Here is a 13,091-nt window from a genome sequence, read left to right as displayed (position 1 = left end):
TCAAGAATCATCATACCTTGAATAATAATCAATCAATCTTTTTGCTAATTCAACTCTGAATTCTCCTAATAAACCGATCAATTGCGAATAATGCATGGTAGTAGGACCAAGTAAAGCAATTACACCCTTACCGTGATGTCCGACATCGTAATTAGCAGTAATGATACTGTAATTTTTCAAAACATCCGAATCCAATTCACTACCTAAACGAACTTTGATTCCGTCATCAGAAATACTTGAATCTAACAACTTTCTCAAGTCTGTACTCTGGTTCATTAATGAAAATAAAGATTGAACTTGTGATAAATCATCATTGTTAGCATAATTTAAAAGATTCAATTGACCATCAACATAATATTTTTCCGAACCAGCTTTTTTGAACAATGTATCCATCATGTCCAAAAGGCCATCAGTTGAATACATATAATCCGAAAGGATTGCTGGAACATCTGTATGCAACATTTTAATGACTTTTGGTAAAGGTTGTCCGACTAATTTATCATTAACGATATTAACGATTTTTTCAATCAAAGAACTATCAAAGTCATCATCAATTGTATAAATATTATTTTCAACATTATTATCACTTGTGACAATGATTGCCATAAGTTGATGCGAGTTCAAAGGAACAATCCGAAATCCAGTTAATCGAATCGTACTGCTCTCTGGACCCAGCGTGATTGCTGTATAACTAGTTAGATGAGATAAAATTTTGGCAGATTGTTCAATGATATCACCTATCTGATGATACGTTTTACCAAAATCTTCGTCAATTCTTTGTGCAATATCTTGCGGTACGCTAGTTGGCTGTACCAAATGATCAAGATAATAGCGGTATCCCATTGCTGAAGGAATTCTTCCTGACGACAAATGAGTTTTCTCGAGGTAACCCACTTCTTCAAGAACAGCCATTTCATTTCTGATCGTTGCCGAACTGACATGGAAAGGTAATTGATTCATCAATGTTTTCGAACCAACCGGCTGGCCGGTATCTGTAAAAATGCGCACGACTTCTCTCAAGATTGCATCTTGACGTTGTGATAACATTATACCGTCCTCCTTTTAGCACTGTTCATACCTGAGTGCTAACAATGTAAAATATAACAATCTATCCTTATGGTGTCAAGTATGCAAGCTTATTTTTACTAATTTATTGAAGATTCTTTATTAACTCAAAAAATTCATCTGCTAATGTGAGATGAATTTTTTATTTTAAATTATTCAAAGAATCATTTTTATCTTGTTTTAGCTGGGCAATTAAGCCTTCAACGCCAGCAAATTTTACTTCACCACGTAATCTTTTGACCCATTCTAATCGAATTTCATCACCATAAATATCTTGATCAAAATCAAAGATGTTGGTCTCGACCGTGATGCCAGTGTTTTCTTTAAAAGTAACGTTATAACCAACTGAAGTCATAGCTCCATACCATTTACCATTAACCTCAACTCTAGTTGTGTAAACACCGATTCCAGGTAATAACTGATCATCTGAAACTGACAAATTCGCTGTCGGAAAACCAAGTGTTCGTCCTCTTTGCAGACCATGAATTACTGTTCCTTGATTTTGATAACGATAGCCTAAGAAACGATTAGCTGATTCAATTTGTCCATTGTGGATGAATTCTTTAATGGCACTCGAACCAATTTTTCGACCATCAATCAATTGTTCCGGAACAGTGATCGTTTCGAATCGTTGACGACTATATTTAGGCAAATTCTGCATATTAGCTACATCTTTTTTGCCATATGTATAATCAAATCCGGCCACAACAAATTTAGCTTGCAGATCGATCATATACTGATCAACAAACTCTTGTGGTTTCAACTGTGCAAAGTCTTGACTAAACTCGACGAAGTACAAAGCATCTACTCCTAAATCACGAACTAGTTCTGCTTTACGTCGCATTGTTGATAAATATTTATAATTTTTTTCATGTTGATAGACAGTTCGTGGTGAACGGTCAAAGGTTAATAAAACTGATTTTAGTCCCTGTTCTTTGGCCAAATTTACTCCGGTCTCAATCACTTTTTGATGACCTAAATGAACCCCATCAAAGAAACCCATAATTAAAACTGTATTTTCTTTAGGTCTATCCTCAACACTTAATGGATGTTTGACATTAATAATCTGCATTTTTAAATCTCTTTTATTTATTATTTAATAACATTAAATCAGGAATCCACATACCCCGTATTTTATCATACTTATAAATTGCCTTGGTTATGCCACTACGAAGAACTCGTAACTGTTTGGATTCATCTAGTCCTTTAAGCTCTAAGAAGCCTCCATGGAGGACTCTAACCTCCCATTCCTCATCTGTTAGTTCATGACTGGGAACATTTTGTAAAACTTCATCGATCGACTTCAAAAAACTATGATCATTTTGATCTAACATCTGTTGGATTTGACTGATCGTAAAAGTTTCTTCGATTCTGAATCCAGCACTCTTAACACGAGTCAATTGCGACATAAAAGCTGGTAAGCCTAACATTCTCCCAAATTCAACTGCAAGTGTTCTAACGTAAGTTCCTTTAGAACATTTAACATGAAATTTGATCTTTTGATAACCATCGACAAAAATCGGCTCATCCATAATATGAAAATCATAAATATGAATCTGTCTTTGTGGTCTTTCAACTTCGATTCCAGCCCGAGCATATTCATATAGCTTTTTACCATTTACACGTACAGCCGAAAACATCGGTGGTATTTGTGTCAGATCACCAGTCATCTTTTGAAAAATTTTATTTAATTCTGAAATTTCAAATGGTTTGTCTAACTTTTTTTCTTCGACAACTTCACCTTCGCGGTCCTCGGTCGTAGTTGACTTTCCTAAGGTAATTTCACCTTCGTATTCTTTAGGTGAACTCGTTAAAGTATTGACTAATTTAGTAGCTTGACCAACACAAATTGGTAAAACACCATTTACTAATGGGTCTAGTGTTCCTGTATGACCTATTTTTCTAGTATGCAAAATTTTGCGTAATTTATAAACGTAATCAGAACTAGTTTGTCCAATTTCTTTATTTAATGGAATAACTCCGTCCATAATAATCCTCATCTCTAAAATATCATTAAGAACAATTCTACTAGTCTTTTTGCGGAATAGAAAGCAAAAAAAAATAGGAAAATCCAAATGGATTTTCCTATTTCAATTTAACGATTAGCTTCATCCTGATGTAATTTAGCAATTAATTTATCAATCTTTTCACCATAGCGAACAGATTCATCTTGCTTAAATTCCAATTCAGGAACCTTATAAAGTGTTAATTTTTGACCTAGTTCTCGACGAATCAAGCCCTTAGCTTTGTCTAATCCGGCTTGAGTCTTTTCAACATCACTAGCTTTTTCAGAAAGAATACTGAAATAAATCGTAGCTTGTTGCAAATCTCCAGTCATTTCAACACCAGTGACTGTTACGCCTTGTACACGTGGGTCACGCACACGCTTTAAAAGAATATCGTTAACTTCTTTTTGAATCTCTTGTTCAACTCGACCAATTCGATGTTTTACCATATTCTCCTCCTACTTAACTGGAACTTCTTCCATTACATAGGCTTCAATTTCATCACCAATCTTGATGTCATTGTAGTTCTCGATTGTGATACCACATTCAAATCCAGAACCAACTTCCTTGACATCATCCTTGAAACGTTTAAGTGAAGCTAATTTACCTTCAGTAATAACGATACCATCTCTGATAAGTCTAACTCCACTTTCACGTTGAACCTTACCACTATTGACGTAGCATCCAGCAATGGTACCAATCTTAGAAACGTTATATGTTTCACGGACTGTTAAGTTACCAATAACTTTTTCTTCATAAACTGGTTCTAGCATACCCTTCATGGCAGCTTCGATTTCATCGATAGCCTTGTAGATTACTCGGTGAAGACGGATATCAACATTTTCATCCTTAGCTTGAACTTTAGCTTGAGCAGTTGGACGTACATTAAATCCAATGATGATAGCATTACTTGCTGCAGCAAGGTTAACATCACTTTCAGTAATAGCACCAACAGCAGAATGGATGATATTAACACGAACACCCTTAACTTCAATCTTCTTCAAACTACCGGCAATGGCTTCGGCAGAACCTTGCACATCGGCTTTAATAATAACGTCAACTTGCTTGAGTTCTCCTTCTTTCATTGTTTCGAATAAGTTATCAAGTGTAACTGGGTTAGTGTTTTGACGTTCCTTTTGAAGGGCACGACTAGCACGTTCCTCACCAGCAGCACGAGCTGTCTTTTCATCATCAAAGACAACGAACTTATCAGCTGATTCAGGCACTTCATTTAATCCTGTAATTTCAACTGGTTCTGAAGGTTTAGCATTCTTAATTTCTTTACCATTGTAATTTGTCATAGTTCTGACACGACCGAAGGTATTACCAACAACGATTGGATCACCAACATGCAATGTACCTTGTTGTACTAATAGTGAAGCAACTGGTCCACGACCCTTATCCAATTTAGCTTCAATAACTGTACCAACAGCTTTTTGCTTAGGATTTGCTTTAAGTTCCAAAACATCGGCTTCCAAAAGGATCATTTCTAGCAATTCATCAATGTTAGTACCCATCTTAGCTGAAATATTAACAAAGATAGTATCCCCACCATAATCTTCTGGTACAAGATCATACTTCATCAATTCTTCAGTAACGTGTTGTGGGTTGGCACCCGGTTTATCGATCTTATTAATAGCAACGATAATTGGATCATTTGCGGCCTTAGCATGGTTGATAGCTTCAACTGTCTGTGGCATAACACCATCATCAGCAGCTACAACTAGAACAACGATATCAGTGATATCAGCACCACGAGCACGCATGTTAGTAAAGGCAGCATGTCCTGGAGTATCCAAGAAAGTAATCAATCTTTCCTTTAAACGAACTTGATAGGCACCGATATGTTGTGTAATACCACCAGCTTCACCGGCAGTAACATGAGTATGTCTCAAGTGATCAAGCAAGGTTGTCTTACCATGATCAACGTGTCCCATGATAGTAACTACTGGTGGACGTGTTTCAAGATTATCAGTTGTATTAACTTCTGTTTCGAAGTACTTGTCGATATCGGCAACATCTTCTTGAACTTTTTCTTGAGCCTTAATACCATAATCTTCAGCTAATAACTCAATTGTATCTTTATCTAAAGACTTATTTTGGTTGATCATAATACCAAGCATAAATAGTTTCTTAACGATTTCTGCTGGTTCTCTATGAATCAACTTACCAATATCTTGAGCGTTCATACCAACAGTGTAAACAAGTGTTTCTGGTAATGGACGTTCCTTTCTTTGTGGCATTGGCTTCTTAGGTTCAGTACGTTGTCTTTGTTGACGCTTGCGTTCCTTCTTCTTCTTACGAGTTCCAAATGGATTGGCAAGATTTTGCTTGTGACCAAAGTCACGATTATTATTAGTAGGCTTTGATTTCTTGTATTCTGGCTTTGGAATTTCAACAGATTTCATTGTTGCTTTTGGAGCAGTTTGAGCTTTTGCAGCAACATTATTGTTATTGTTATTAGGTTTTCTGTTTTGAGAATTGTTATTACGGTTAACGTTGTTATGGTTGTTATTGTTCTTATAACGATTTTCGTTATTGTTAGGACGGTGATTGTTCTTATGGTTATTACTATTTTCACCATTGCGATTGTTATGGTTGTTATTTCTAGTTGGGTGACTAGGAATATGACTAGCATCTTGAATATTTGTCTTAAATTGTTCTAGATACTTATTACCTGCACTTTGTCTTGGACGTGGAGCTTGACCTTGGACAGTAGAACGATCACGTCTATTGTTGTTTCTGTTTCTATTATCACGATTTTGAGAATTACGATTATCTCGACGATTCTCATTGTTGTGATTATTGTGGTTGTTTCGCTCATTGCGATTGTTGTTACTATTATTGCTATTGTTATTAGGGCGATGATTGTTGCTGTTTGGACGATTACCATTGGAGTTGTGGTTGTTGTTACGACGGTCAAAATGACCTTTACCCTTATTAGTATCTCTTCTTACAGCGGTGATCTTAATTTTTGTCTTGTGATCACCTGAATTGTGATTACCATTCTCACGTTTCTCATCATTAGAATGTTGCGAATGATTACTTTGTGATTGGTTTTTGTTTGGTGTTGAAGGCTTAGTTGTCTTCTTTGCACCCTTTAAATTATTTACGATTTTCTTTTCAGCATTCTCATCTACTGATGACATATGATTCTTCACATCCACACCCAATTTTGCGGCGGCATCAAGAACTACTTGATTTTCAACACCGTTTTCTTTTGCAATAGTATAAATTCTCTTTTTGACCATCCTATCACTCTCCTTAATTGTCCATAATTTCTTCTAACCTTTTAGCAAATCCAAAATCTGTTATTCCCATAACTTTTCTGTCTTTTCCTATAGCCATTTTTAATGAATTACTACTTATCGTGTCTATCACTGGTACATTATAATAGTTTGCCTTATTGTGCAAATCTTTTTTTGTCCTAGGACTGCAATCTTCAGCCATAATAACCAGTTTAACTTTTCTAGAACGCACTCCATTAAGAGTTAAATCTGTTCCACTAATATATTTGCCAGCCCGAACAGCTAAGCCTAATAAATTTAAAAATGATTCCATTAATGTTTCTTTCCTAGATCTCCAAAAAGATCCATTCTAGCTTTTTGATGATCAACGAATTCAAACAATTCATCATAAAAGTTTTCTGGTACTGCATGAGAAAATACTTTCTCAAGTGATTTCTTAGATTTTGCAGTTTTTACGGCTTCAGGATCTAGACCGACATAAGCACCACGACCGGGCTTCTTGCCAGTTGGATCAATTGAAATGTTACCTTCTTTATCTTTAACGATCCGAACCATTTCTCTTTTTGGATACATCTTATTCGTTAAAATATCTTTACGCATAGGTATCTTATGAGTTGCCAAATCTATCACCCCTATTCTTGTGATGTTGTATCGTCTTCACCATTGTCGTCATCGTCTTGGATGTCGTCAGCGGGATTATGAGCATCATCTGCATTGGCAGCATTTTCTCTAGTCTTATCTATATCGATTTTGCCACTTTCGACGTCTTCAATATCAACATCTTGATCATTGTCATCAACGAATTCAACTTGTGATTCTGGTTTGATGTCAATCTTATAGCCAGTCAACTTAGCTGCTAAACGAGCGTTTTGACCTTTTTTACCAATTGCTAATGATAAATGATAATCAGGCACAATTACAATACATTGTTTCTTATCATTTTCATCGAATTGAACAGCAATTACTTCAGCAGGATTCAAAGCATTAGCAATGAAATCAACTGGATCATCAACGTATGGAACAACATCGATATTTTCGCCGTTTAATTCATCTACTACTGCTTGAACACGCGCACCCTTTGGACCAACACATGTACCAACGGGATCGACATCAGGATTATCTGATTTAACGGCAATCTTAGTTCTATCTCCTGCTTCACGAGCGATTGAAACAATTTCTACAGTTCCATCATATATTTCGGGAACCTCTTGTTCAAATAAACGTTTAACTAAACCTGGATCAGTTCTAGAAACGAAGACTTGTGGACCCTTAGTAGCATTTTCAACTTTTGTTACATATACACGGATTCTGTCACGTGAATTGTAAACTTCGCCAGGCATCTGATCATTTTTTGACATGACCGCTTCGATTTTACCAAAGTTGATATAAACATAACGATTGTCAGAACGTTCAACTGTTCCTTGAATAATTTCATGTTCATATTGACTATATTCATTATAGATGATGTCTCGTTCAGCCTCACGAACACGTTGCATGATAACTTGTTTAGCAGTTTGAGCTGCAATCCGGCCGAAATCTTTTGGTGTGACCTCTTCTTTGATGTGATCACCGATTTCGTAGCCCTTACTTTTCTTTTGAGCATCCTCTAAACTAACTTCCAAACGTTCATCAGCAACTTCTTCAACTACTTCTTTAACTGCATAAACATGTATATTACCCTTTTTGGCGTCAAATTCAACATCAACGTTTTGAGCTTGGTTATAATTTCTCTTATAAGCAGCTACTAGAGCGGCTTCCAATGATTCAATAACATATTCTTTCTTGATACCTTTTTCTTTTTCAAGTGCATCAAGTGCTTCAACCATTTCTTTACTCATGATTTTCTCCTTAGAATTCGATTGCAAGTCTGATCTTAGCGATGTTGTCACGACTAATCTCTACTTGTTTCTTTAAATTCTTAACTTTTACATTTAAAGTTATCTTCGCATCTGTTACTTCTAATAATGTTCCTTCAAAAGCTTTTTGACCATCTTGTTTTTGATAGAGTGATGCGTGTACGTAGTCGTCAACGTAATTTGATAAAGACTCGTCATTTTTTAAGGGACGTTCTGCACCTGGAGATGAAACTTCCAAATAGTAAGCTGGTTCAATTGGGTTCAATTCATCCAACTTTTCACCATATTCTTCACTAATAAGCGCGCAATCATCAATGCTGATTCCGCCCTTCTTATCCGCATAAACTCTTAAATACCAGTCTCCACGTTCATGTACAAACTCAAGATCAACTAAAAAGAAACCATGTTGATCTAAGACTGGTTGTAAAATGGCTTTTAATTCTTCAACTTTTGTATCCAAGGACATTCCTCCAAAGTAATCGGCAATAAAAAGAGTGAGCATTTCTGCTCACTCATTAATCAGTAATTAACTAGTAGTTAATTTAACATATTTTAACTATTAAAGCAACTTATAACAACCATACCTAGAACAAGGATAACTGATTTTCGTCAGGCATACCATCTAACACATGATTTTCTGTCATATATTCGATAATAGTTTTAGAAACTTTCCCACGAGTACCTAAATCTTGTTTAGATAAGAAAGGTTGTTCTTCACGCGCTGCAACAATCTGCTTAGCAACATTGTCACCTAGGCCTGGAATAGCATTGAATGGAGCCAAAAGTGTTTTATCATCGATGATCTTAAAGTCAAATGCATCTGATTTCTCTAAATCAACCATCTTAATCTTAAAACCACGTTCCAAACATTCATTAGCTAGTTCCAAAACTGTCAACAAATTCTTTTCCTTTGTTGAAGCGTCCATTCCTTTATCATTGATAGCTTTCATTGAAGCCTTTACAGCATCTTTTCCAGTTGTCATCGCTACGAGATCAAAATCATCGGCACGAACTGAGAAGTAAGCACAATAATAATAAAGTGGATAATGAACTTTAAAGTAGGCAATTCGAAGTGCCATGATGATATAAGCTGTCGCATGGGCCCTTGGGAACATGTACTTAATTTTCAAACAAGAATCAATATACCAATCAGGTACATCAGCATCTTTCATAGCCTGTTTCCAATCATCTGGAATACCGCGACCCTTTCTAACATGCTCCATAATTTGAAAGGCCATTTGTGAATCCATTCCGTAGTGAATCAAATCCATCATGATATTATCACGACAACCGATAACATCTTTTAGCGTAACAATCCCTTTATCAATCAATTCTTCCGCATTACCTAACCAAACGTCTGTCCCGTGAGACAAACCTGAGATCTGGAGCAATTCGGCAAAAGTAGTTGGATGAGTCTTTTCTAACATTCCACGAACAAATCTTGTTCCAAATTCTGGCACACCTAGCGTACCAGTCTTAGAAAAAATTTGTTCCGGTGTAACATTCAGCGATTCAGTACCACTAAATAGCTGCATAACTCCAGGATCTTTAACTGGCAAACTCTTAGGATCAATTCCAGACAAATCTTGTAGCATACGAATCATCGTCGGATCATCATGTCCTAAGATATCAAGTTTTAAGATATTATCATGAATCGAATGGAAATCAAAGTGAGTTGTCTTCCAAAGAGCACTTTGATCATCAGCCGGATATTGAATTGGAGTAAAGTCAAAAATATCCATATAGTCAGGTACAACGATAATACCAGCCGGATGTTGTCCGGTCGTTCGCTTGACACCAGTTGAACCCATCGCTAGACGTTCTTCTTCCGCATTACGGAAATTTTGTCCAGTTAATTCTTCATAATTTTTAACGTAACCAAACGCTGTTCTATCAGCAATTGTACCAATAGTACCAGCACGGAAAACATGATCTTCCCCAAACAATACTTTGGTATAGTTATGGGCAACTGGCTGATAATCACCAGAGAAGTTCAAATCAATATCAGGAACTTTATCACCTTTAAAACCTAAGAAAGTTTCAAACGGAATATCCTGACCATCTTTAGCCAGATCAGCCCCACACTTAGGACACTTTTTGTCTGGCAAATCGTAACCAGAACCTACTTCACCTTTAGTAAAGAATTCAGAATATTTACACTTAGGGCAACGATAATGTGGTGGCAAAGGATTAACTTCGGTAATTCCGGTCATCGTCGCAACGAAACTTGATCCAACGGAACCTCGGGAACCAACCAAATATCCATCTTTATTAGATTTATAAACCAGCCGTTGAGCAATCAAATAAATAACTGAGAATCCATTACCGATGATACTCTTCAATTCTCGGTCCATTCGTTTTTGAACAAGTTCTGGTAGCGGATCACCGTACAATTCATGAGCTTTATTCATAGTCAAACTACGAATTTCATCTTCGGCACCCTCCATCTTTGGAGTATACAGTTTATCCTTGACGGGTGACATCTCATCGATTGAATCCATAATTTTCTTTGGATTATCAACGATAATCTCTTGTTCTGTTTGCTGATCCATAAAACTAAATTCATCAAACATTTCATTAGTAGTTCTAAATTGAACATCTGGCAATTCTGGTCGACGAGCTAAGGCGTTACTCTTAACAGCTTTAATTACAATATCACGATAAATTTTATCATGTGGATCAAGATAATGAACATCCCCAGTTGCTACAACTGGTTTATTCAATTCTTTTCCTAATTTAACGATATTTTTCAAAATCTGTTCTAGAGCAGCTTCATCTTTAATGATTTTGATATCGATTAAATGTTGATACAGAGTTTTAGGCATAACTTCCAAATAGTCATAATATTGCGCTAACTCACGAGTATCGTCATAACCTTTTTGCATCATACTAGTGAAGACTTCACCATTTTCACAAGCTGATCCAACGATAATCCCTTCACGATACTTATTCAATAAACGACGAGGAACTCGGGCTGTTCGATAGAAATAACGAGTCATTGAATATGAAACAATTTTAAACATATTCTTTAAACCAGCTTGAGTCTTGGCTAGTAAAATAGCGTGACTTGGACGAGCTTGTTTGTAGGCTTCATCTCCACCAATGTGATCATTTAGTTGATTAACATTAGTTGTACCAAATTTGTCTTCCAATTCTTCAAACAATTTGTACATCAAATAACCAGTTGTTTCGGCATCAGAATCAGCACGATGGTGATGTTCCAAAACAATGTTATAGCGCTTAGCCAATGAGTCCAATTTATGATTGCGATATTCGGAATGCAAAGTTCGTGACATTTCCAAGGTATCGATTACGGGCATTGATAATCTTGAACGGCCCATCCTTGTTAAGGCAGCATTCATAAAGCCCATATCAAAAGTAACATTGTGACCAACCAAAATTGCATCGCCCACGAAATCGTCCATGAATTCACCAACGACAGTCTGTTCATCTCCAGCATCTTTGACCATCTCATCAGTGATACTGGTTAAGTTAGTCGTGACTTCAGATAGTGGGTGTCCTGGATTAATAAATTTATCAAAACGGGCTACCACTTCACCGTCTTTCATTTTCGTGGCCCCAATTTCAATGATAGAGTCATAAACTGCTGAAAGACCCGTAGTTTCGGTATCAAAAATGACGTACTCGCTACCTTTTAGATCCTGATCACGCAAGTTATAAGCAATTGGATTGCCTTCATCAACTAAATCAACTTCAACACCATAAGCAATCTTAACGCCAAATTTCTTACCGGCATTGTAAGCTTCCGGAAAAGCTTGTAGTGCATGATGATCAGTGATAGCAATTCCCGTTTGACCCCAAGAACTTGCTCGCTTAATTAAATCAGTTGCACTAGGGATAGCATCCATCTGACTCATATTCGTATGAGCATGCAACTCAATTCGTTTGTTATCTTCAGGGGCAGTATCTTGGCGACTTTCATGCTTAATGATATTAATATCGTTAGCCATGATGACTAATTCACGAGAAAAATTATCTTCCTGAACATTTCCACGAACCCTGATCCAAGTCCCCTTATCTAAACTAGCGAAGAAGTTCTCATCATCTTCACCATTGGAGAATTTCTTGATACTAAAGGATGAAGTATAATCTGTCACCTTCATAATCAACAAGGAGCGACCAGACTTCAATTTACGAACATCAATATCAAAAACGTAGCCTTCAACGACTTTGTTACGATCTTCTTCAATAATGTCAACCATTTGCGTAATTTCTTGATCGTTAGGAATCTTACGACCAACTTTAGAAACATTTCCAGCTGGTTTGGCAGCTTTTTTCTCACTGACCTCTTTAGCCTTAGCTTGAAATTGCTTAGTCTTTTCGGCATTGATATTTTTTACTGCAGCAGCTTTTTGTTGGTACTTGACTTCATCAATATTAGTCCGGATCTTGAAGTCAGGAAAGCCCAGACTACTGTATTCTGATTGCAATCCTTCAACGACTTTACCATTGACTACATCAGCCATGAAACCATTTGAAACATCTAAAAAGACTTGGTCATTTTCCATATGTGGTGGCGTTTGGCTAATTTTATCCAAGACCATTGGTGATTGAACGTTACAATCGTTTAAAACATAGTTCCAATAATCTTTGATATCTTGTTCATTCAAACGAGATTGAGTCGTTTTGATTTCAAAATCGACTTGTGCTATTCCCTCAAAACTAGCTTTCAAGGCTTGAACAAAAGTCATGAATTCTTTAAAAGGCAAAACTTGTTTGAACTCAAAAAAGAAAGTCCATCTTTTGCTATTTTTATGGACTTCTAACTTATTTAATTTTCCATCAGCAAACGAATCTTGCGATGTCAAAAGACTTTCAAGTTTGATTTGCTTAACTAAAATTTGAAAAAGTTGTTTTGTATCTGACATATTCTTTCCTTCAAAAATAAAAAAGGC

10 protein-coding genes are annotated in these 13,091 nt (G+C 36.3%); all 10 read right to left on the bottom strand.

Annotated features, from left to right (window positions below; translation table 11 throughout):
* Positions 1-1,047 carry a heat-inducible transcriptional repressor HrcA gene (gene hrcA, locus U8521_RS03810; protein WP_334351893.1) on the bottom strand — a complete coding sequence of 349 codons (1,047 nt, stop codon included), beginning with the start codon at positions 1,045-1,047 and terminating at the stop codon, positions 1-3.
* Between the two features lie 160 nt (positions 1,048-1,207).
* Positions 1,208-2,137 carry a riboflavin biosynthesis protein RibF gene (locus U8521_RS03805; protein WP_334351892.1) on the bottom strand — a complete coding sequence of 310 codons (930 nt, stop codon included), beginning with the start codon at positions 2,135-2,137 and terminating at the stop codon, positions 1,208-1,210.
* Positions 2,138-2,150: 13 nt separating this feature from the next.
* Positions 2,151-3,053 carry a tRNA pseudouridine(55) synthase TruB gene (truB, locus tag U8521_RS03800; RefSeq protein ID WP_334351891.1) on the bottom strand — a complete coding sequence of 301 codons (903 nt, stop codon included), beginning with the start codon at positions 3,051-3,053 and terminating at the stop codon, positions 2,151-2,153.
* Between the two features lie 107 nt (positions 3,054-3,160).
* Positions 3,161-3,520, bottom strand: a complete 360-nt coding sequence (gene rbfA, locus U8521_RS03795; protein WP_334332928.1) for a 30S ribosome-binding factor RbfA — start codon at positions 3,518-3,520, stop codon at positions 3,161-3,163.
* 9 nt (positions 3,521-3,529) lie between these two features.
* A complete protein-coding gene (gene infB, locus U8521_RS03790) occupies positions 3,530-6,322 on the bottom strand; it encodes a translation initiation factor IF-2 (protein ID WP_334351890.1) in 2,793 nt (930 codons plus the stop codon).
* Between the two features lie 13 nt (positions 6,323-6,335).
* On the bottom strand, positions 6,336-6,632 hold the full coding sequence (locus tag U8521_RS03785) for a L7Ae/L30e/S12e/Gadd45 family ribosomal protein (protein ID WP_334351889.1): 297 nt from the start codon (positions 6,630-6,632) through the stop codon (positions 6,336-6,338).
* On the bottom strand, positions 6,632-6,940 hold the full coding sequence (gene rnpM / locus U8521_RS03780; RefSeq protein ID WP_334332931.1) for an RNase P modulator RnpM: 309 nt from the start codon (positions 6,938-6,940) through the stop codon (positions 6,632-6,634). Before rnpM ends, U8521_RS03785 begins: the two co-directional genes overlap by 1 nt.
* Positions 6,941-6,951: 11 nt before the next feature.
* Entirely contained in the window at positions 6,952-8,157 is a 1,206-nt protein-coding gene (nusA, locus tag U8521_RS03775; protein WP_334351888.1) for a transcription termination factor NusA, read from the bottom strand.
* Between the two features lie 10 nt (positions 8,158-8,167).
* A complete protein-coding gene (gene rimP / locus U8521_RS03770) occupies positions 8,168-8,641 on the bottom strand; it encodes a ribosome maturation factor RimP (protein WP_334333052.1) in 474 nt (157 codons plus the stop codon).
* A 118-nt stretch (positions 8,642-8,759) separates the two neighbouring features.
* Positions 8,760-13,064: a PolC-type DNA polymerase III gene (locus U8521_RS03765; RefSeq protein ID WP_334351887.1), complete on the bottom strand. Its 4,305-nt coding sequence runs from the start codon at positions 13,062-13,064 to the stop codon at positions 8,760-8,762.
* Between the last annotated feature and the right edge of the window lie 27 nt (positions 13,065-13,091).

The sequence above is a fragment of the Companilactobacillus miaonis genome, from assembly GCF_036913615.1.
Lineage (GTDB): Bacteria > Bacillota > Bacilli > Lactobacillales > Lactobacillaceae > Companilactobacillus.
The sequence above is the reverse complement of the archived record's forward strand: the minus strand, read 5'-3'. Positions and strand labels throughout refer to the sequence as shown.